The organism is Labrenzia sp. THAF187b (assembly GCF_009363375.1).
GTDB classification, from domain to species: Bacteria; Pseudomonadota; Alphaproteobacteria; order Rhizobiales; family Stappiaceae; genus Roseibium; species Roseibium algicola.
On the sequence record NZ_CP045344.1, the window covers coordinates 3,875,866 to 3,896,093 of the forward strand.

A 20,228-nucleotide genomic window follows, 5' to 3' on the forward strand; every position below is an offset into this window, starting at 1 on the left:
GCAGTTGCCGTAGCAGGAATGTGCGGTGCAAAAAGATCTGGTGCCGGTGCGGCCCGATTGCTGCCGGAATGATAATGCGAGTTGGCTGCGTGCGAGACGCCGCAGACCGAACTAGGCGAGGAGAGTATCAGATGACCAAGTGGGTCTACAGTTTCGGCAATGGTGCTGCAGAAGGTGCAGCGGATATGCGTAATCTTCTCGGTGGGAAGGGCGCAAACCTGGCCGAAATGAGCAGCCTGGGTCTGCCCGTTCCACCGGGTTTCACCATCACCACGGAAGTCTGCACCTGGTACTACGAGCATGACAAATCCTATCCGGACGCTCTGACAGCACAGGTTGCTGAAGCGCTGGACAAGGTCGGTGAGGCGACCAACCGAAAGTTTGGTGACCCGGAACGGCCGCTGCTGGTTTCTGTACGCTCCGGTGCCCGTGTTTCCATGCCTGGCATGATGGATACCGTCCTGAACCTCGGCCTTAACGACCAGACAGTCGAAGCGATCGCGCAAGAGGCGGGAGACAGGCGTTTCGCCTACGACAGCTACCGCCGCTTCATCCAGATGTATTCCGACGTGGTGCTGGGCCTCGACCACCATGAATTTGAAGAAATTCTGGAAGAGTACAAGGAACGCAACGAACTGACGCTCGATACCGAGATCGATGCGGATGCCTGGCTGGGCATCATCGAGAAGTTCAAGGCGCTGGTGGAAGAAGAACTGGAAAAGCCGTTCCCGCAGGATCCGCAGGAACAGCTCTGGGGCGCGATTGGCGCGGTCTTCAGTTCCTGGATGGTGCCGCGTGCCGTGACGTATCGCCGCCTGCACGATCTGCCGTCCTCCTGGGGCACTGCCGTCAACGTTCAGGCCATGGTGTTCGGCAACATGGGCGAGAGCTCCGCGACCGGCGTAGCCTTTACCCGGAACCCTTCCACTGGTGAAAACGCCCTTTATGGCGAGTTCCTGGTAAATGCACAGGGCGAGGACGTGGTTGCGGGCATCCGGACGCCGCAGGATATCACCGAGAAGGCCCGCATCGGGGCCGGGTCTTCCAGCCCGTCGCTGGAAGCGCTGATGCCGGAGGCATTTGCCGAATTCCAGACCTATTGTGCCAAGCTGGAAGCCCATTACAGGGACATGCAGGACCTGGAGTTCACGATCGAGAAGGGCAAGCTCTGGATGCTGCAGACCCGGTCGGGCAAGCGCACCGCCAAGGCGGCGCTGAAGATCGCGGTCGACATGGTTGCCGAAGGGCTGCTGGGTGAGGAAGAGGCCATTGGCCGCGTGGAGCCTGCTGCGCTCGACCAGCTCCTGCACCCGACAATTGATCCGAAAGCAAAGCGCGATGTGATCACGACCGGCCTGCCGGCGTCTCCCGGCGCTGCATCCGGTGCCATCGTCTTTTCCTCCGACGAGGCGGAAAAAGCCAAGGCGGAAGGGCGCAAGGTCATTCTTGTTCGCGTGGAAACCAGTCCGGAAGACATCCATGGCATGCATGCGGCCGAGGGTATTCTGACCAGCCGCGGCGGCATGACAAGCCACGCAGCCGTGGTGGCGCGCGGTATGGGCAAGCCATGTGTCGCCGGGGCTGGGATGCTGCGGATCGACTATCGCAACGGTGTGATCAATGCTGCCGGACGGCAGCTGAAGGAAGGTGACATCATCACCATCGATGGCGCCACCGGGCAGGTTCTGGTTGGTGAGGTCGAGATGCTTCAGCCGACACTCTCCGGCGATTTCGGCACGCTGATGGGCTGGGCCGACAAGGTGCGCCGCATGCGCGTGCGCACCAACGCGGAAACGCCGCAAGACGCCAAGGTTGCGCGGGAGTTCGGCGCTGAAGGTATTGGCCTTTGCCGCACCGAGCACATGTTCTTTGAAGGCGAGCGTATCATTGCCGTGCGCGAGATGATCCTGGCCGAGACCGAAGCCGGGCGCCGGACAGCACTTGCAAAACTCCTACCGATGCAGCGGCAGGACTTTACCGATCTCTTCGAGATCATGCACGGCCTGCCGGTAACGATCCGTCTGCTGGATCCGCCACTGCACGAATTCCTGCCGAAATCGGAAGAGGAGCTGGCGGACGTCGCAAAAGCCATGGGTGCCGATCCGGAGTTGCTGCGTGATCGGGCGCTGGCACTGGAAGAATTCAACCCGATGCTCGGCCATCGCGGCTGCCGTCTGCTGGTTTCCTATCCGGAAATCGCCGAAATGCAGGCCCGGGCCATCTTCGAGGCGGCTGTCGAGGCTGCCAAGGTAACCGGCGCACCGGTGGTTCCGGAAATCATGGTTCCGCTGGTTGGCCTCAAGGGAGAACTCGACCTCGTTCGCCAGAGCATCGAGGCCATGGCAAAAGCCGTGATGAGCGAAACCGGAGCGGAACTGACATATCAGATCGGCACCATGGTGGAACTGCCGCGCGCCGCCCTGAAAGCGGCGGAAATCGCACAGTCTGCCGAGTTCTTCTCCTTCGGTACCAACGACCTGACGCAGACCACCTTCGGTATCTCGCGTGATGATGCGGCTTCCTTCCTTGGGACCTATCAGACGCGCGGCCTGCTGGAGCAGGATCCGTTCGTCTCTCTCGATCAGGAAGGCGTGGGTGAGCTTATCAAGATCGGCGTTGAACGCGGCCGGTCGACCCGTCCCGACATCAAGCTTGGCATTTGCGGGGAGCATGGCGGTGATCCGGCCTCGATCTCCTTCTGCGAAGGCGTCGGTCTGGACTATGTCTCGTGCTCGCCGTTCCGCGTGCCGATTGCCCGCCTGGCGGCAGCGCAGGCAGCCTTGAAGTTCAAGTCCGGAAGCTGAATGAGGCGGGGAAGGCCCGTCGAGACGACAGGGAGTGCGGTGTGAGCGATGCCTACCCCAAGCTGGACGCCTTGCGTGCGGGCGGCAAGAGGCAGCTTTCACGTGTGCTCAGCCGGCTGGAAAGCCATGCGGAGGATGCAGAAACCGCGGCTTTTCTGGATTCTGCCGCCGGTGAAGCCTCCGCGAAAGTGCTGGGCCTCACCGGTCCGCCCGGCGTTGGCAAATCAAGTCTGACGGATGCTCTCATCAAGGCATGCCGGGCCGCGGGGCAGACCGTGGCGGTGCTGGCCATCGATCCGTCTTCCGCGGTGACCGGTGGCGCCCTTCTGGGTGACCGAACCCGCCTGAAAACCGATCCATCCGACGATGGCGTCTTCGTCCGCTCCATGGCGGCGCGAGATCGCCTCGGGGGCCTCTCCGATCATGCGGTTGCGGCGATTGCCGTTCTTCGCTGCGTGTGCGACTGCGTGATCGTTGAAACCGTTGGTATCGGACAATCGGAAGGTGACCTGAAGCAGGCTGTCGACACGGTTGTTCTGTGTATCCAGCCCGGATCGGGCGACAGTCTGCAGTTCATGAAGGCCGGCATCATGGAGCTGCCGGATATCGTGGCTGTCACCAAGGCAGATATGGGGGTGCTCGCCCGTCGGGCTGCCTCGGATGTCGCGGGTGCCCTGTCATTGAGCGATGCCGACAGCACTGCAGGGTGGAAGGTGCCTGTGTGCGAAGTCTCCGCGCAAACCCTCAGCGGTGTTGATGATCTGGTGGACCACTGGACGCGCCACCATGCGCACATCGCGTCCGGTGAAGCCTTGCACCGTCAGCGCAAAGCGCAGCATGTTGCCTGGTTCAAGGATATGGTGCGTACGGAATTCGGTCACGCTGGCCTGAAGCTGGCTGCCGGAGCAGGGCAGGACTGGCTGACATTGGCCGAGACAGCGCCCTTTGCGAGCTTTCACGGGTTTGCCGCCAGGCTCCGTCCGTTGCTGGGTCTTTGAGCTTGGCAACGATCCAAGGTGGTTCCGGACAAATTCGAAGACCCGGCTGGCAGGCATTTGCCCGTACGAAGTGTCGTCAAGCTTCCGCCGCGCGTATCTGGTAGCTCAGGTCTGTGCCGAAACCGGGCGTACCAATGCGGTGAAATTCGTCCAGGAACGCGGTCAGGGCGGTGTCTGTCAGCGGCCGGGAAATGTAGTAGCCCTGCATTCGGTTGCAGTCGTGTGCCTGCAGGAAACGGATCTGTTCCAGCGTCTCGATGCCTTCGGCAACAATGGTCATGCCGAGCGCTTTGCCGAGCTGGATGATCGATACCAGAATGGCCTCGGCTTCGGCGTTGCCGTTCATGTCGGAAACGAAATCCCGGTCGATCTTGAGCGTGTCGAAAGGGAACCGGCGCAGGTAGCTGAGGCTGGAATAACCTGAACCGAAGTCATCGAGCGCAACCTTCACGCCCAGGTTCTTCAGCCTGCGCAGGGCCTTCAGCACCGAATCGTTGCGGCCCGCGAAAACACTTTCGGTGACTTCAATTTCCAGGCGCTGTGGCGGCAGGTTGTTGGCGGCAAGGATCGCCATCACCTTTTCGACGAACCGCGGGTGCTTGAACTGGTTTGGCGAAACGTTGACCGAAACGGTGATGCCGGGCCATTCGTGCGCCTTGGCGCAGGCCTTGTTGAGCACCCAGATGCCCAGTTCGTTGATCAGACCGGTTTCCTCGGCCACCGGAATGAACTGCGCCGGGGAAATGACGGTGCCGTCTTCCTTGGTCCAGCGGGCAAGAGCTTCAACGCTGACGATCCGCTTGGCCGATGTGTCGGACTGCGGTTGGTAGGCAAGTGTCAGTTCGTCGTTCTTGAGTGCCAGCCGAAGTTCGCGGGACAGCCGGTCCTTGGACTGGACGTGATGTTCCATGTTCGGTTCGAAGAAGGAACGGCGGTTCCGGCCATTTGCCTTGGCATCATAAAGCGCGATATCGGCCTTGCGCAGCAGCTCGTCCGGATCGTTGCCGTCGCGCGGGGCAATGGCAGCGCCCATCGAGAGGCTGGCGTGAAGCTCACGGCGCCCGATCATGATCGGACGGCCGATTTCGTCCTGCACCTGGTCGAGGATGTATTCCAGCCAGACATCGTCTTCGCAGTTCTTGATGACCATCGCGAATTCGTCGCCGCTGATGCGCGCAACGATCCCGGATTCGGGAATGACGCGCTGCAGTCTCTGGGCAACGGCAGTGATCACCTTGTCACCGGCGGAATGGCCAAGCGTATCGTTGATGTCCTTGAAATGGTCGAGGTCGATGTAGACGACGGCCGTGTTCGTTCCCTTGGCAACGCTTTCGTCCAGCGTGTCCGTCAAAAGTGCATGGAACCGTGCGCGGTTCGGCAGGCCGGACAGGGCATCATGACGTGAGGAGTGGACTGCCTTGGCTTCGCTGCGTGCAAGACGTTTGGTCATCTGGCGGGTGAAGATGGTCACGGCAATGACCACGGCCGCAATCATGAACGCCGCCAAGGCCAGGAACGGATTGATCCGGCGTATCATCTGGCTGCCGGGCTCGGTTGTCTGCCAGGCGATCAGGCCGACATCCTGTCCAAGCGGGGACTTCAGTTGAAACCTGCCGACGCCATCGCGCTGGGTCTGGTTGTTGGCGAGAACAAACCCGTCAAGGCGAGACATTTCCGAGATTTCTGTCAGCTTTTCACCCCGCAAGGGTACCAGACTTACCAGCACTGACGGCGGGAAACGGACCCGGGAGATCGACTGGATCTGCGGCATGATGGCGGCGGCACTGAAGAGATACGGTTCGCCTGCCAGGGAGACGAGGCCGGTTTCGGCAATCGACCGGCGCGCGTCGCTGCTTTGCGGAATGAAACTGTAGAGCCCGGATGGTGTGCGGCGGAAGGAAATGATGTAGCGGGCGCGCACCTTGGCAATGGCCGGCTTCAGTTCCTGAAGCAGCTCCTGCGTCATCCACTGGTTGGTGTGGTTCTGGGCGTAGACATATTGCACGCCGTAATCGCGATTGATCAGGATCGACTTGGAAAAACCGTGGTTCTGGAACAGCCAGTGCATCAGGTTGTTGTAGATCCAGCCTTCATCCGGGTTGATCTGGTTGACCCGGTGATAGGCTTCGTCCCAGATCACGACGCCGTTCTGCTGCTTGACCATGTAATTCTGGGTCAGCTGCAATGCGCCGGAAATGAGCTTGTTCTGGGATTCGACAGCGGTTTCGTCCGACAGGCGGGCAGACCAGTGCAACAGGCCGAAAATACCGACAACGGATATCATGACGATTACGACCATCGGAATAATGATCGCGTTTGCTATCTGGCCGCCGGAGTTTTTAGACGAATTGTACATATACGAGCCCGATTTCTTTGGCCCGAGTATTGTCGATCTGGGTTAAGGAATGCCGCAAATTCTAAGTAAATTAAGGGTAAAGTCTCAAAATTCCCGATCCGGTTTTGCAAACAGTCTTAAAGAGCTTAGCTGTACGGGCTCCAAGACTTTGCCTGTCCGTTGCTCGAGCAGCTCAAATCAGCTGTAAGCTGCGGAAGCTGACGTTTGTACGCAGACCAACGATGATGTGGTCATGCACCTCGATCCCGAGTGGGCCGGCAATGTCGACGATTTTCTTGGTCATCTGTATGTCGGCGCGCGATGGGGTCGGATCGCCCGACGGGTGATTGTGGACAAGGATCAGGGCCGTTGCCGAAAGCTCCAGGGCACGCCGGATCACTTCGCGTGGATATACCGGGGTGTGATCGACCGTGCCCGTCTGCTGAACTTCATCTGCGATAAGCGCATTCTTCTTGTCGAGAAACAGGATCCTGAACTGCTCTACCGGGGCAAGCCCCATGGAAACCTGCAGGTAGTCCATGACCTTCTGCCAGCTGTCGAGCACCTGCCGTTTTTCCAGCCCGGCCTTGTGAAAGCGGATGACCGATGCATGCACCGCCTGAAGCGTATCTATGCTGATGTCGGACAGCCCCGGAATTTCCTTGAGCCGTTCCCTAGGGGCGGCAAGGGCTGCCGGGAAGGAACCGAAGCGCTGAAGCAGTGCTTTGGCGATCGGCTTGGTATCCTGGCGGGGCAGGGCGGAAAATAACAGGAATTCCAGGAGTTCATAATCGGCGAGACCTTGCTCGCCCGTTTTACGAAATCGTTCCCGCAGCCGCTGGCGGTGTCCCTTGTGGTCGCTGCCGGTTGAGGCCGGTGCTTCACTGGCGGTCGTCGTCTCTTTCATGAGCTCCTGCGTCAGCCGCTGTCAGATGACGGCGCATCGCCGGTAAACGGATCTCAGGCCGAACAATCAGTCCGTCTGCAGGCCCGGCTTGTGGATGCCTTTGGGGGACGTGGTGAAGATCTGGCAGCCTTCAGGCGTGATGCCGATGGAATGTTCGAACTGGGCGGACAGGGATCTGTCCCGCGTGACAGCCGTCCAGCCGTCGCTGAGAACCTTCACGTGTGGGCGGCCCAGATTGACCATCGGTTCGATGGTGAAGATCATGCCCGGCTTCAGTTCAACACCTTCGCCAGGACGCCCGTAATGCAGGATGTTGGGGGTGTCGTGGAACAGAAGGCCAAGTCCGTGCCCGCAGAAATCGCGCACGACCGAACAGCGTTCAGCCTCGACAAAGGTCTGGATGGCAGCACCGATATCTCCGGTGGTGTTGCCCGGCTTGGCAGCCTCGATACCGCGCATCAGCGATTCATAGGTCACATCGATCAGGCGCTCGGCAGCGCGCTTCAACTGGCCGACCGGATACATGCGGCTGGAATCGCCGTGCCATCCGTCCAAAATGAAGGTCACGTCGATGTTGACGATGTCGCCCTCGCGCAGGGACTTGTCGTTGGGAATGCCGTGACAGACGACATGGTTGATCGACGTACAGGAGGACTTGGTGTAGCCGCGATAGTTCAGCGTCGCCGGAATGGCGTTGTGATCCATGCCGTACTGGTAGACGAAGTCGTCGATTTCCTGGGTGGTCGTGCCCGGTTTGACGATGTCGGCCAGCTCGTCCAGACAGGCAGCTGTCAGCTGTCCGGCGCGCATCATGCCTTCAAAATCTTCAGGGCCGTACAAACGTACCTGACCCGTGTTTTTCAAAGGGGCTTCCGAAGCGTCGATATAGCTGACCATGGGGTTTACCGTGTCTCACAATTATCCGGTGCCATTCTAAGCCCACAAGGCCCCGTTCGGCACCAATTATCCGTTACCTGTTCTCATACCGCCCAAAGCGCCTATTTTCCAGCTTCTGTTCCCGCAAAATCAGGCTGACGTGGAAACTTCCCGCCTATGCGCTGAAAAGCGGCAGTGCCTTCTTGCGCTTTTCGGGCAGGAGAGCTAGGGGAAGGGAAAAGCGGGCGTGGTGGAATTGGTAGACACAAGGGACTTAAAATCCCTCGGCCCTAGGCTGTACGGGTTCGAGTCCCGTCGCCCGCACCATGGTTTGTGGCGCTACCGGCCTTTGGCCCGCTTGAGCGGCGGCCTGGTTCGAGGTTCCCTTTCGCACCTGTCCTTCTTCCCTGTGCTCTTGCCTTTCCAGCCGGTTGAGCGCAGATTTTGTGTCCGACCCTGCTAATCCATCTCTTCGCCTGCAATCTGCAGATTTTTCCGGATTGTCACGGATCCGTTGAACGACTGTCACAATTAGCGCCCGAAAGAGCGCTAGATCATCGGTCGATCAACCGGAAACGCGTTTGCTTCCGGCCCCAGTTCACCGCCGCTCTCGCGGTGTCATATCTCATTGCGGTCCGCTACCGGGCCATCCTTGAATTCGTTCGACCTGCTCGCCGGAAGGAGTTTCCATGACTTATGCCGACAATCGCGTGCCCTCCGGCAGTGCCCTGACAGTTCTGAAAAACGCCCGGCTGGTGCTCGCCGATGAAGTCGTCAGTGGTCACATTGCCTTTTCCGAAAGCGGGATCGTCTCGGTGGACCAGGGCAGCGCGCCGCAAGCCGGGGTCGATCTCGAGGGTGATTACCTGCTGCCGGGGCTGGTCGACATTCACACCGACCACTTCGAAAAGCATGTCTTTCCGCGTGCACATGTGCGCTGGGATCCGCTCAGAGCGGCGATGGCCCATGATGCTCAGATCATCGGCAGCGGCATCACCACCGTGTTCGACAGCCTCTGCGTGGGGGCGACGATCAAGAACCCGGAACGCCGCGAAATCCTGGCCCCGATGATCGACGCCCTGGAAACGCTTCAGTCCGGAGGCATGCTCAAATCGGAACATCTGGTGCACCTGCGCTGCGAGATTACAGATGGCGAGACGACGCGTCTGACGGAAGAAAACATCGGCAAGGACATCGTGCGCATGGTGTCGGTGATGGAACACCTGCCGGGCCGGCGCCAGAGCAAGGACGTCGAGGCCTATATTCACCGCCGCATGGCCGACACGGGCGAAACACGTGCCGTTGCCGAGCGTGAGACGCAGGAACTGTTGAACTTCTCCGACGAAATCAGCTCGAAGGTCCGTCCGGCTGTGGTCGCGCTGGCGCATGCTCACAAGCTGCCGCTGCTCAGTCACGACGATACGGAACTCGAGCACATCGACGAAGCCCTCGGCGAGGGCATCAGCGTTTCGGAGTTTCCGTGCACACTGGAGGCAGCCCGCAAGGCCAAGAGCCACGCAATGCACGTCGTCGGTGGTGCGCCTAACGTCATTCGCGGCGGATCCCAGTCGGGCAATATCGCGGTCAGCGCGCTGTTGGCGGAAGATCTCGTCGACATCCTGGCTTCGGACTACGTCCCGCGCTCGCTGCTCGACTGCGCGTTTCTTGTGGGGCTGGACGATGCGTTCCACGCCGACCTTCCGCGAGCTATCCGGATGGTTTCGAAAACGCCTGCCGAGGTTGCCGGACTGTCAGACAGAGGCGAGATCGCAGAAGGTAAACGCGCCGACCTGCTTCACGTTGGCGTCCTCAACGGACATCCCTTCATCAAGCAGGCCTGGCGGAACGGACAGCGGGTGCTCTGATCATTCGACTGTTCGATGGGCGTTGCTTTTTTGGGGACCGATCGTGTGGTGAGGTCACGGCCTGGATGCCATGGTCAAGCCATGGCATCCATGCCGTTTCCGAGGTGAGTATGAGGCGCTGATCAGGATTTTCCGAGGTCTTGCTGATTGGGAGGCATGCAGCGGAAAAAGGAAACTCGGCGGGAGGAGAAAAACGCTGCTTCTTCCCCAGGTGAAAATCACTTTCGCCCCGGTTCCCCGCCGATGATCCGCCGCCGCAGGAAGCCGGAGAAGCCGTCGATCAGGTAGACCATGAAGATGATCAGGAAAATGATCGTCCAGGCTTCCGGCCAGCGGTAGGCGTGGATGCGGTCGGCGAGGAGGAAGCCGATGCCTCCGGCGCCGACAATGCCCAGGATGGTGCCGGTGCGGGTGTTGGATTCGAAATTGTAGAGGATGATCGACAGGATCACCGGCAGGGCCTGCGGCAGAACCGCAAAGCGGATTGTCTGCAGGCTGCCGCCGCCGGAAGCGCGCACGCCTTCAACCGGCTTTTGACTGGTGTTCTCTATGGCTTCCGAAAAGAGCTTCGAAAACGTGCCGACTTCGGAAACCGCGATGGCCAGAATGCCTGCCAGCGGCCCGAGGCCGAAGGCGCGGATGAAGACGAGCGCGAGGATCAGCTGTTCGATCGCCCGCAGGGCGTCGAAACCGCGCCTGACACCAAGCCGGAGCCAGGACAGTGGCAGGATGTTCTTGGCGCCCAGGAATGCCAGTGGAAACGCAACCAGGGCTCCCAGAAGCGTGCCCATGAACGCCATGGCGACAGTTTCTCCCAGGCCCTTCAGAACTTCCTGCCATTCCGCCCAACTTGTCCAGATGTGGGGTGGAAACATGAAGGCGAGCACATCGCCAAAGCGGGTCGCCCCGTGAAGAAGTTTTTCAGGCGCAAAGCCGAAATCCCACAGGCACCAGCCGGTCAAAAGAAGGAAAGCCGACCAACCGGCGAGACGGATCAGGCGCGTCCGGAGCGGTGTTGAAAAGGCGCCTGGAACGAGCGTTCTGGCGCGGGCGATATCTGGAGATTGCGCGGTCATGGTCAGATGCCTTTTCCGGTCAGGCCGATGATGCGATGACGCACCTTTTCGCTCAGCATGTCGATGACGATCACGGTGAGGAAGACGATCAGGAACAAGGCCGAAAGATCGGTGTATTCCTGCAAGGACATTGCCACGCGGATCTCCTGGCCCAGACCACCTGCGCCGACGAAGCCGATGATGGAGGAGGACCGAACGTTGATCTCGAACCGCAGCAGCGTGTAGCTGATGATGTTCGGGACAACCTGGGGCACGATGCCGTAGCGGATCTGGTCGAACCAGGTGCCACCCGACGCCTTGATGCCTTCGAGCGGGCGCATGTCGGCATTTTCGTTGGCTTCGGAATAGAGCTTGCCGAGAGCGCCGGTGGCATGAAGACCGATGGCGAGAACACCGGCCAGCGGGCCGACACCAAAACAGAAAACGAAAATGAGTGCCCAGACGAGATCCGGAACCGTCCGGATGATTTCCAGGAACCGGCGGGTGACGTTCAGAACCAGCCAGTTGGGGGAGAGGTTCCGTGACGCCGGGAAACTGAGAAGAAATGCACCGACGATGCCAAGCAATGTCGCCATATAGGCAATCAGGATCGTTTCCAGGAGCAGCCAGAGCCAGACCTTCCAGCGCCAGAACCAACCGGCAAGATCCGCCCCGAGTGTCTCGCGGTGAAGCTCCGGCAGGGTCTTGTAGAGATACTCTCCAAGCCGTGGCAAACCTGCCCAGATCTTCCACATGGACACGCGGTCGCCATCGGGCAGGGTGACGTCGGTCATGTCGAAGAAACCGCCTAACCACGCTGTTGCGAAGAAGCAGAGTGCGAAGATCGCAGTCGAGACGAGGTTTACCCGGAGGGCTGACCGGCGGGCGGCAGCATAATCGATTTCAAACCGGTCAATGGCAGGGGAGAGCACTGTCATGCCTCTAGTTCCGATGATTTTGGGCAGGAAGCGCTGACGCAGCAGCTTTCTGCGCCACAAGTTTTTCCTGGCGTCATCCCGGGAGACGCGAAGTGCCGCCCGGGATGACAATGGTCGGGTTGTCGGGAGATACCCGGATCAGCCGGTCTCCTCCCTCGCTCCGAAAAGTCAGCCGCCGCGGCGCTGTTTCTTCAGCCAGTCGCGCATTTCGACGATCCACTGGTAACGGTCGTGATCAACCTCGATCCACGCTTCCTGGGTGCTGTCTTCGCCGCCGGTCATTTCGATGAAGGCCAGAGTGTCCTTCTCCGGGATTTCCATGACCGCGGTGCGCATGGCATCGATCAGGCCCTTAGGCAGGTTGCTGCGGGCAGCCAGCGGACCGGAAGTGATTTCCGGTGACTTCCAGATGGTGCAGATCGCGTCCTTCTCGATCATGCCCTTGGTGACCATGCGCTGCGGAATGCCGTCTTCCTCGTTGGTGATGTAGGTAGCGGCAGCGTCATACTGCTTGTTGTAGACACCAAGCACACCGGTTTCATGGGCCCCGGAGAAGGGAATGGCTCCGAAATAGGTTTTCGGTTCATAGCCCTGTTTGCTGAGGTTGAAGTAAGGCACGGCATAACCGGACGTGCTGTCAGGATCGGCAAAAGCCAGTGTCTTGCCCTTCAGGTCCTCAAGGGTCTTGTAGCCGCTGTCGCAACGCACGGCGACGACCGAGAAATAACCGGTGGAACCGTCCTTCTGCAGGCGGGAGACAAGCGGAACCACACCGCCGTTGGTTTCGGTGTAGGCAGCGGCATAGGAAGACGAACCGAAGAAGGCGAATTCGATCTGGTCGGCCGCCATGGCCTGGATCACGCCGTCATAGGATCCGGCGGTGAAGATTTCGACATCGACGCCGAGTTCGTTCTCCAGGTACTTTTCGAAAGGTGTGTAACGGGCGATCCGGTCCTTTTCGTTTTCACCGGAAAGGATGCCGAACTTGACTGTCTTGTACTGGTCCTTCCAGCTGTCCGCCACGGCCGGGGAGGCTGCAAGAACGGCAGCGGAAACGGCTGCTGCAAAAATGGCCTTCATCTCAAGTCTCCTTTGGTGCCGGCAGATCCGGCGATTTGCGCGGCAAAGGCCGCTTCAAGAGCGAGAGCGGATGATCCGCTTCGCGAAGGTCAGGACCCGACAGCCTTCATCGGTGGCCGGGAAGTGGTTGTCGAAAGGGAGGTGGAGGTGACTGCTTCGTTGATGTCACCGGAAAGATCGTCGGTTCCGTAGATCTGCCGAACCCTCTCGCTGGTCAGGGTGTCCGGCGTGCCGTCGAACTGAACGCGTCCGTCCTTCATTGCGATGATCCGGTCGCAGTAGGCACGGGCGGTGTCGAGCGTGTGCAAGTTGACCAGCACCGTAAGACCGTCCGTCCGGTTGATTTCGCGCAAGGCGTCCATCACACGGCTGGCGTTGGCCGGATCGAGTGAAGCAATCGGTTCGTCGGCCAGCATGATGCGCGGGTTCTGCACCAGCGCCTTGGCGATGGCGACGCGCTGCTGCTGCCCGCCGGAAAGGGTTCCCGCTCGTTGCAGTGCCTGGGGCACAAGGTCCAGCCGGTCCAGGGCCTCGATAGCGCGGGCGCGGTCCTCGTCAGTAAAGGATCGCGTCATGGAACGCAGGAACCCTGTGTGGGCGATGCGGCCAACCATGACATTGGTCAGCACATCCATGCGCTCGACGAGATTGAACTGCTGAAAGATCATGGCGCAGGACGCGCGCCAAAGCCGCAGTTCGCGGCCCTTCAGGGCCGTGATGTTCTTTCCCTCGTTGAGGATCGTCCCCCGGCTGGGGTCGGCCAGCCGGTTGATCATGCGCAGGAACGTGGACTTGCCGGCACCGGACCGGCCGATCACGCCGACCATCTGTCCCTTGGGAATGGCAAGGGAGACACTGTCCACCGCGGTCAGGTCTCCAAAGACTTTAGATAATTGCTCAATGACCAGCATCGGGCCCTCCGAAAAACGGAGAGCGAACTAGCAGACATGTGCCGAGAACAGATGTCTATACGATTATACTTTTATGAAGTTTTACGACAGAGACATCGAGAAAATTTGCCGGAAAACAAATAAGATCAAGATTTGTCTGGAGGTTCGAAGACATAGAAAATTTCTGGTTCGTAGATCCGTCTTTCTCTGATGTAAATTTCGTAAAATTTACATAATACAGTCACGTTCCGCAGCGCGCTTGTCGTTACGCTTCTTTTGCCTTGCCGGCTTTGTTTCGGCTGTCTGAGGAGTTCCTGTCATGCGCTTTTTGAAATCAGCCGCACTCGCGGCTGCCGTTCTTGCCGTTTCCCTGTCTTCTTCCCTGGCCGACACGTTCAAACTGGCCGTTACCGATGTGGAGGGCCTGGAGCGGCTGCAGGTTGAATGGGGGCCGTTCAAGAACGCCCTTGAAAATGCAACAGACCACACCTTCGAGTTTTTCCCGGTTACCAGCCGGACCGCGGCGGCTGAAGCCTTGCGCGCCAAACGCGTCGACTTCGTCGTAACCGGCCCTGCCGAGTACATCGTGATCAACAAACTGACCGAAGCCCGTCCGCTTATCGGTCTTGGCCGCCCGGATTACTTCTGTGCCGTCGTCGTACGAGCCGACAGCGGTTTCACGCGGCCGGCCGACCTCAAGGGCAAGAAGGTAGCCTTTGGTGATATCGGTTCCACCTCGAACATGCTGTGCCCGATGCAGCTGATGGCCGATTATGGCGTCGATCCGGTCAAGGACATCGAGAAGCTGCATACTTCGCGGAACATTGCGCATGAAGCCTTGAAGAAGGGTGATGTTGCCGCCATCGGGATCAATCACAATTCGTGGATTGGCACCCGCAACAAGGATGACAGCGTCCCGAACGGCTTTTTCCGGGTGATCGCCCGTTCCGGCGATCTGCCGAACGACATGATCATGGCCGGAGCCCATGTCGATCCCGCGACAGCGCAGAGCCTGCGCCAGGCGATCCTCGACAACAAGAAGTCGATCATCGCCGCGATCCTGCAGCACGAGGAAAACGACAAGTATTCGGGCATGGATCTGGTGGCGATCGAAGATGGTGCCTACGACCTGGTGCGGTCCATGTACACCACCGCCGGTTTTCCGCAATACGACAAGTTCATCGGCGAATAATGGCGCAGCCTCTGCTCCAGTCCGCCGGCGCAATTGCGCCGGCGGTCCCAGCCCGACAGCCCGTGACGGAGACGCCGTGTGACCTGAAGGTCGAAGGCCTTTGCAAGACTTTCGGCAAGGACCGTAGCGTGCTGCGCGAAGTTTCCTTCTCCGTGGACCGTGAGGAAGCGGTTGCCTTGATCGGTTCAAACGGTGCCGGAAAATCGACCGCATTGCGCTGCGCGCTGCGCCTGATCGAGCCGGAAGCCGGTTCGGTTCTGTTGTTCGGTGAAGACATTTCGACGGCACGACAGCGCCAACTCAGGCGGGTTCGCGCCGAGGTCGGCTTTGTCTTTCAAAAGCACAACCTGGTGCCTCGTGTTTCGGCTTTGACCAACGTAATCCATGGCAACCTTGGCCGCACGGGTGGCATGCGCGGCTGGTCGCAGTTTCTGGCCAAAACGGCATTGCGTGACCGGGCTATGGCGTGCCTCGAAAGGGTCGGACTCGCGGAGCATGCATTGAAACGGGCAGACCAGCTCTCGGGCGGTCAGTCCCAGCGGGTTGCGATCGCCAGAGCCTTGATGCAGCAGCCCAGAATGATCGTCGCGGACGAACCCGTTGCCAGCCTTGACCCGGTTGCCGGCCAGGAGGTGATGGACCTCTTCCGCCAACTCACCAGGGAGGAGGGGATCACGCTCCTGTTCACCTCGCACAACGTGCAACAGGCGCTCGCCTACTCCGATCGGGTCCTTGCGATCCGGCAGGGGGAAGTCGTTCTGGACGAGAAGAGCAGCAACCTGAGTGTTGCGGATCTGGGGAGGCATTATGGCTGATCTCCTGACATTGAAACGCTCCCGCATGCCGGATCGGTTCGAACGCCCGGGTGCATTTCATTTTGTCGCCTATGTCGCGCTGCTGGCCTTCGTTGTCTGGTCGTTTCAGGGGGCCGGCTGGTCGTTTTCCGCGCTGGTTTCTGGCGGTCCGGCGCTGGTCGACTTCCTGTCGAGGGCGTGGCCGCCCTCACTGGAAAGGTTGCCGCAACTGTCAAAGGCGTTGCTGGAAACGTTTCAGATGGCGCTTGCGGGCACACTTATCGGCATCGTCCTCAGCCTGCCGTTGGCGATCCTGGCCGCGAAAGGCCTGACGCGGCCGTCGATGTTGTCCCGGGCTGTCTATACCTTTGCCCGCTTGCTGGTCGCCCTCTTCAGAACGGTGCCGGATCTGGTTTGGGCATTGGTCTTTGTCATTTCGGTCGGACTTGGCCCATTCGCGGGTACGCTTGCGATCGCCGTCGACACCATCGGTTTTTGCGGACGCTTCTTCGCTGAAGCCATGGAGGACGTGGAGAAAGGACCAACCGAGGCGCTAACAGCGGCCGGTGCAGGGCGTTTCGACACGATCTTCTGTGCGGTGGTACCTGCCGCGATGCCCTCCTTCATCACCACCTCGCTGTTCGCGCTTGAAAAGGCGACCCGGTCCTCAGTCGTGCTCGGTCTTGTCGGGGCAGGGGGCATCGGCATCGAACTCAAGGTGGCCATGGACTTTTTCGACTACCAGCTCGCGATGACCATCATCCTGATGATCTTCGTGCTGGTTCTTTGTGTTGAGCGGCTCGGCACAATCGCCCGCAGCCGGATACTGGAAGGATCGTCTCAATGAGCGACACACACACTCTGGAAAAAACCGATACCGCCCATCTCGCGTGGGACAAGCGCTGGCAGACAGAAGAAGGCCGAGCGGATTGGCTGCGTCCGGAGGCGGACGTTGCCGGTCTGATTGAAAAACTTCAGAAGCAGGGACCGGTAAAGGCCCTGGATCTGGGCTGCGGGGTCGGCCGACATGCGCTTTCCTTTGCCCGCGCCGGGTTCGAGACCCACGCGATGGATCTTTCCGAAGCCGGACTGGCCGAGCTGAAAAAGAGCGCGGCACTGGAAAGTATGGAGATCGCGACACATCTGGCGCCGATGACGTCGCTGCCCTTTGAGGACGACAGTTTCGACTATGTCCTGTCCTTCAACGTGATCTATCACGGTGATCCGTCGATCGTCCGTACAGCCATTTCCGAGATTGCCAGGGTGCTGAAACCTGGCGGGATCTACCAGGGAACCATGCTGTCAAAGCGCAACGCGAACTTCGGGATCGGGACGGAAATTGCCGCGGACACGTGGGTTCGTGAGGGCGACGACGACAAGGATCACCCGCATTTCTATTGCAATGCGGGTGAGCTGGTTTCGCTTTTCGACCGGTTTGAGCTGAGCTACCTGGAAGACAAGGTGCATACAAAGCCCGGGTCGTGGCACTGGCACATGATCGCGGAACTCAACCGCTGAACGAGCCGGTCTCAGCGGCGGGCGTTATTCGCCCGCCGGTTCCGGCAGCGGTTCGTCCGTCTCCGGATTGAGTGTCTGGTCGGCATCGGCGGTCGGCTGACGGGTAAAGCCCCTGAGGTCCGCAAACTCGCGGGCGTCCCGCTGGATTTCAACCGGGCTGAGAGCATAGCCGGTCGCCAGTTCGGCGAGCGAGCGCAGCGCGTGCATGTGAATGCGCTCATAGCCGTGGCTGGCATCAACACCAAATGTGATCAGCGCCGTGCGCACGTCCGCCCCCGCCTCGATGGCGGTTGCCGCATCCGAGCGATAGAAGCGGAAGACATCCTTCTGGAACTTGATGTCGTTGTCCCGGCAGAGTTGGACCATCTTGCGGGTGAGATGATAGTCGAACGGTCCGGTCTGGTCCGCCATGGCAATGGTGACCCCGAATTCGTCCGAATTCTGCCCAGGGGCAGTGGTGCCATTGTCGATGGCAACCAGCGACGCGATGTCTGGCGTCAGGATGGACTGGGCGCCATGGCCGGTTTCCTCTGCAATCGTGAACAGCCAGAACACGTCGACCGTCGGTTCGATGTCGGATTCCACCAGCGCCTTGATCGCCGCCAGCATCACCGCAACACCTGCCTTGTTGTCGAGGTGGCGGGAAACGATGAAGCCGTTTTCCAGGAACTCCGGCGCCGGGTCTATGGAAACAAAGTCGCCGACGTCGATACCAAGCCGGTGCAGGTCGTCTACCGACTTGGAATAGGCGTCTACGCGAAGTTCGACATAGGGCCAGCCGACCGGAAGTTCATCCACGCCAGTGTTGTAGGTGTGCCCCGAAGCCTTCAGCGGCAAGATGGTGCCGGTGTAGGCGCCGCTTTCGGAAAAGATCGTCGTGCGGGCTCCTTCCGCGAAGCGGGCGGACCAGTGGCCGATAGACACCAGCTCCAGTCGGCCGTTGTCTTTCAGCGATTTTACCTGAGCGCCAAGCGTATCGAGATGCGATACGAAGGCCCGCGCGGGACGGCGCGACTTGCCGGACACTCTCGCCCGAACACCGCCACGGCGGGTAATTTCGTAAAACACCCCCAGCGCCTCCAGTTCCTTGGAAACGTGACGGACAATTTCGTCCGTATAGCCCGTCGGGCTGGGGATTTTCAGAAGTTCCTTCAGTCGATCGCTCAAATAGGAAATATCGATATTCAGCAAGGTCATGTTCCGGCCCGGTTCAAGGTCGTCCTGACGGGTTGAGGCACCGACAGGGGAAACAGGAAGTCCACGAAGCGCTCTGCGGTTGGCTGAGGTTCGTGGTTGGCAAGCCCCGGCCGCTCGTTCGCCTCGATAAAGCGGTACTCCGGTTGTCGCGGGTCTTTGACCATCAAGTCAATGCCTGTCACCGGAATTTCAATTGCGCGCGCTGCCTTGATCGCGGCTTCGATCAGGGTGTGATGGGTTTCGCCAGTCACATCATGAATGGTGCCGCCGGTATGAAGGTTGGCCGTACGGCGGACCGGCAAGGTCTTGCCTTCGGGCAGGATATCTTCCAGCTGAAAGCCGTTGGCTGTGAGGCAGCGCAGAACCTCGTCGTCCACTTCGATCCTGGATTCCCCGCCTGTTGCCGCAGACCGGCGGCGAGACTGGATTTCGATCAGTTCTCCAATCGTCGCCTTGCCGTTTCCGGTGACCTCGGCCGGTTTGCGCAAGGCGGTCGCCACTACCTTGTAGTCGATCACTACAAGCCGCAGATCCTGACCGGTCACGAATTCCTCCACCAGAACATCGTTGGAGTAGGTCCGGGCAACATCGACCGCAGCCATGACGTCTTCGGTCGTTGTCAGTCCGATGGCGATGCCCTTGCCCTGTTCACCGCGCGCAGGCTTGACCACAACCGAACCGTGCTGGTCCAGAAACGCGGCGATCTCATCAGCGGATCCTGCCAGGATCTGGTCAGGCACGTTTACACCGGCCCTTTCGACGATCCGGCGCGTGGTGGCCTTGTCGTCGCAGATGGACATGGCGACGGCGCTGGTGAATTCGCTCAAGGATTCCCGGCAGGCGACCGAACGGCCCCCGTAGGACAGGCGGAAGAAGCCGCCTTCCGCGTCGATAATCTCCGCCTGGATACCGCGCCGCCGTGCCTCGTTCACGACAATGGTGGCGTAAGGGTTGAGCTTGTCTTCAACGGCAGGGCCGGCGAACAGGGCCTCGTTGATGGTGTTCTTGCGCTTGATGGTGAAATAGGGAACCCGCTCGAAGCCAAGTTTGTCGTAAAGGCCAATGGCAAGTTCGTTGTCGTGAAGCACCGACAGGTCCATATGCGGTGCGCCCTTGCCCTTGAAGACCTCCGCCATGCGCCGGACCAGGGCTTCCCCTATGCCCGGAAACCGGGCCTGCGGGGAAACCGCAAGGCACCAGAGCGAACTGCCGAGATCGGCATCATTGGTGGCCCGGCTGTGGTCGACGCCCATTGCCGTGCCGACGATGACCCCGGTCTCGTCTTCTTCCGCCACGAGTACCGTAATGGTGCGCGGATCGAGTTGCGACCAGAAAAACTCCGGCGGCACCGGCACCATGCCGCGGGTGAGATAAAGTTCGTTGATCGCCTCCGCATCACTGCGGGAAGACAAGCGCCGTACCGTAAAGCCCTTGCGACGATTGCGCGCCGGCCGGTAGGTCGCGAGGTCCAGGCGGAACGTATGCGAGGGGTCAAGGAACAGCTCCTGCGGGGCCGAGCCGACCAGCACATGCGGATCACGTACATAGAATGCGATGTCGCGTCTGTCCGGTCGCTCGTTGCGCAGAACCTCGACCAGTTTCTCGGTTTCGCCATAGGTGTTGGCAAACACCAGCCGTCCCCAGCCGCAATCGATGAACCGGTTCTTCTGGGCTTCCGTCTCGTCCAGCCGGTATTCCGGTTTGAGCCCATGCTGGCGCATGCGCTTCAAGCGGTGGTCAAACGCGCCTTTCGGTCGCGAAGGTTCATTTTCGGCCATG

General features: G+C 60.0%; 16 protein-coding genes and 1 tRNA gene. 8 read left to right on the forward strand and 9 right to left on the reverse strand.

The window, feature by feature from the left end:
• Positions 1-131: 131 nt before the first annotated feature.
• Together ppdK and FIV03_RS17845 are read left to right on the forward strand one after the other, a co-directional pair.
• Complete coding sequence (gene ppdK, locus FIV03_RS17840) at positions 132-2,804, forward strand: pyruvate, phosphate dikinase (protein WP_152510491.1); 2,673 nt, start codon at positions 132-134, stop codon at positions 2,802-2,804.
• 41 nt (positions 2,805-2,845) lie between these two features.
• Positions 2,846-3,802 carry a methylmalonyl Co-A mutase-associated GTPase MeaB gene (locus FIV03_RS17845; RefSeq protein WP_152510492.1) on the forward strand — a complete coding sequence of 319 codons (957 nt, stop codon included), beginning with the start codon at positions 2,846-2,848 and terminating at the stop codon, positions 3,800-3,802.
• A 76-nt stretch (positions 3,803-3,878) separates the two neighbouring features.
• Here the strand turns inward: FIV03_RS17845 and FIV03_RS17850 are convergent, their stop codons facing one another.
• The 3 genes from FIV03_RS17850 to map all read right to left on the reverse strand — a co-directional run bounded on the left by FIV03_RS17850 (position 3,879) and on the right by map (position 7,941).
• A complete protein-coding gene (locus tag FIV03_RS17850) occupies positions 3,879-6,158 on the reverse strand; it encodes a bifunctional diguanylate cyclase/phosphodiesterase (RefSeq protein ID WP_152510493.1) in 2,280 nt (759 codons plus the stop codon).
• Between the two features lie 172 nt (positions 6,159-6,330).
• Positions 6,331-7,044: a DNA repair protein RadC gene (gene radC, locus FIV03_RS17855; RefSeq protein ID WP_152510494.1), complete on the reverse strand. Its 714-nt coding sequence runs from the start codon at positions 7,042-7,044 to the stop codon at positions 6,331-6,333.
• 66 nt (positions 7,045-7,110) lie between these two features.
• On the reverse strand, positions 7,111-7,941 hold the full coding sequence (gene map / locus FIV03_RS17860) for a type I methionyl aminopeptidase (protein ID WP_152510495.1): 831 nt from the start codon (positions 7,939-7,941) through the stop codon (positions 7,111-7,113).
• A 220-nt stretch (positions 7,942-8,161) separates the two neighbouring features.
• Between map and FIV03_RS17865 the strand changes: the two genes are divergently transcribed.
• Positions 8,162-8,247, forward strand: a tRNA-Leu gene (locus tag FIV03_RS17865).
• Between the two features lie 362 nt (positions 8,248-8,609).
• Positions 8,610-9,785, forward strand: coding sequence for an alpha-D-ribose 1-methylphosphonate 5-triphosphate diphosphatase (locus FIV03_RS17870; protein ID WP_152510496.1), 1,176 nt, complete (start codon positions 8,610-8,612; stop codon positions 9,783-9,785).
• A 218-nt stretch (positions 9,786-10,003) separates the two neighbouring features.
• On the opposite strand, the gene phnE (FIV03_RS17875) is transcribed toward FIV03_RS17870, so the two are convergent.
• The 4 genes from phnE (FIV03_RS17875) to phnC (FIV03_RS17890) all read right to left on the reverse strand — a co-directional run bounded on the left by phnE (FIV03_RS17875) (position 10,004) and on the right by phnC (FIV03_RS17890) (position 13,769).
• Positions 10,004-10,861 (reverse strand): phosphonate ABC transporter, permease protein PhnE, encoded by an 858-nt coding sequence (gene phnE / locus FIV03_RS17875; protein ID WP_152510497.1) that lies wholly within the window; start codon positions 10,859-10,861, stop codon positions 10,004-10,006.
• Positions 10,862-10,863: 2 nt separating this feature from the next.
• Positions 10,864-11,778, reverse strand: a complete 915-nt coding sequence (phnE, locus tag FIV03_RS17880; RefSeq protein WP_152510498.1) for a phosphonate ABC transporter, permease protein PhnE — start codon at positions 11,776-11,778, stop codon at positions 10,864-10,866.
• Positions 11,779-11,946: 168 nt separating this feature from the next.
• The gene (phnD, locus tag FIV03_RS17885; RefSeq protein WP_152510499.1) at positions 11,947-12,858 is read right to left on the reverse strand and encodes a phosphonate ABC transporter substrate-binding protein; all 912 of its coding nucleotides are present in this window, start codon (positions 12,856-12,858) and stop codon (positions 11,947-11,949) included.
• 89 nt (positions 12,859-12,947) lie between these two features.
• Positions 12,948-13,769, reverse strand: a complete 822-nt coding sequence (gene phnC, locus FIV03_RS17890; protein ID WP_152510500.1) for a phosphonate ABC transporter ATP-binding protein — start codon at positions 13,767-13,769, stop codon at positions 12,948-12,950.
• 298 nt (positions 13,770-14,067) lie between these two features.
• On the opposite strand from phnC (FIV03_RS17890), the gene FIV03_RS17895 reads away from it, so the two are divergent.
• The 4 genes from FIV03_RS17895 (at position 14,068) to FIV03_RS17910 (ending at position 17,252) form a co-directional block, all read left to right on the forward strand.
• Positions 14,068-14,940, forward strand: a complete 873-nt coding sequence (locus tag FIV03_RS17895; protein ID WP_152506341.1) for a PhnD/SsuA/transferrin family substrate-binding protein — start codon at positions 14,068-14,070, stop codon at positions 14,938-14,940.
• Positions 14,941-15,002: 62 nt separating this feature from the next.
• Positions 15,003-15,755 (forward strand): phosphonate ABC transporter ATP-binding protein, encoded by a 753-nt coding sequence (gene phnC / locus FIV03_RS17900; RefSeq protein ID WP_209009696.1) that lies wholly within the window; start codon positions 15,003-15,005, stop codon positions 15,753-15,755.
• Entirely contained in the window at positions 15,748-16,581 is an 834-nt protein-coding gene (gene phnE / locus FIV03_RS17905) for a phosphonate ABC transporter, permease protein PhnE (protein ID WP_152510502.1), read from the forward strand. Before phnC (FIV03_RS17900) ends, phnE (FIV03_RS17905) begins: the two co-directional genes overlap by 8 nt.
• The gene (locus tag FIV03_RS17910; RefSeq protein WP_152510503.1) at positions 16,578-17,252 is read left to right on the forward strand and encodes a class I SAM-dependent methyltransferase; all 675 of its coding nucleotides are present in this window, start codon (positions 16,578-16,580) and stop codon (positions 17,250-17,252) included. Before phnE (FIV03_RS17905) ends, FIV03_RS17910 begins: the two co-directional genes overlap by 4 nt.
• Positions 17,253-17,276: 24 nt before the next feature.
• Here FIV03_RS17910 and FIV03_RS17915 read toward each other — a convergent pair whose 3' ends face one another.
• The gene (locus FIV03_RS17915; RefSeq protein WP_152510504.1) at positions 17,277-18,449 is read right to left on the reverse strand and encodes an osmoprotectant NAGGN system M42 family peptidase; all 1,173 of its coding nucleotides are present in this window, start codon (positions 18,447-18,449) and stop codon (positions 17,277-17,279) included.
• Positions 18,446-20,227 carry an N-acetylglutaminylglutamine synthetase gene (ngg, locus tag FIV03_RS17920; RefSeq protein WP_152510505.1) on the reverse strand — a complete coding sequence of 594 codons (1,782 nt, stop codon included), beginning with the start codon at positions 20,225-20,227 and terminating at the stop codon, positions 18,446-18,448. Before ngg ends, FIV03_RS17915 begins: the two co-directional genes overlap by 4 nt.
• Between the last annotated feature and the right edge of the window lies 1 nt (position 20,228).

Coding starts and splice junctions, on each gene's coding strand:
- FIV03_RS17870 (WP_152510496.1), top strand. CDS start 8,610: ATGACTTATGCCGACAATCGCGTGCCCTCCGGCAGTGCCCTGACAGTT.
- radC (WP_152510494.1), bottom strand. CDS start 7,044: ATGAAAGAGACGACGACCGCCAGTGAAGCACCGGCCTCAACCGGCAGC.
- FIV03_RS17895 (WP_152506341.1), top strand. CDS start 14,068: ATGCGCTTTTTGAAATCAGCCGCACTCGCGGCTGCCGTTCTTGCCGTT.
- FIV03_RS17910 (WP_152510503.1), top strand. CDS start 16,578: ATGAGCGACACACACACTCTGGAAAAAACCGATACCGCCCATCTCGCG.
- phnE (WP_152510502.1), top strand. CDS start 15,748: ATGGCTGATCTCCTGACATTGAAACGCTCCCGCATGCCGGATCGGTTC.
- ngg (WP_152510505.1), bottom strand. CDS start 20,227: ATGGCCGAAAATGAACCTTCGCGACCGAAAGGCGCGTTTGACCACCGC.
- phnE (WP_152510497.1), bottom strand. CDS start 10,861: ATGACCGCGCAATCTCCAGATATCGCCCGCGCCAGAACGCTCGTTCCA.
- ppdK (WP_152510491.1), top strand. CDS start 132: ATGACCAAGTGGGTCTACAGTTTCGGCAATGGTGCTGCAGAAGGTGCA.
- map (WP_152510495.1), bottom strand. CDS start 7,941: ATGGTCAGCTATATCGACGCTTCGGAAGCCCCTTTGAAAAACACGGGT.
- FIV03_RS17850 (WP_152510493.1), bottom strand. CDS start 6,158: ATGTACAATTCGTCTAAAAACTCCGGCGGCCAGATAGCAAACGCGATC.
- phnC (WP_152510500.1), bottom strand. CDS start 13,769: ATGCTGGTCATTGAGCAATTATCTAAAGTCTTTGGAGACCTGACCGCG.
- phnD (WP_152510499.1), bottom strand. CDS start 12,858: ATGAAGGCCATTTTTGCAGCAGCCGTTTCCGCTGCCGTTCTTGCAGCC.
- phnE (WP_152510498.1), bottom strand. CDS start 11,778: ATGACAGTGCTCTCCCCTGCCATTGACCGGTTTGAAATCGATTATGCT.
- FIV03_RS17915 (WP_152510504.1), bottom strand. CDS start 18,449: ATGACCTTGCTGAATATCGATATTTCCTATTTGAGCGATCGACTGAAG.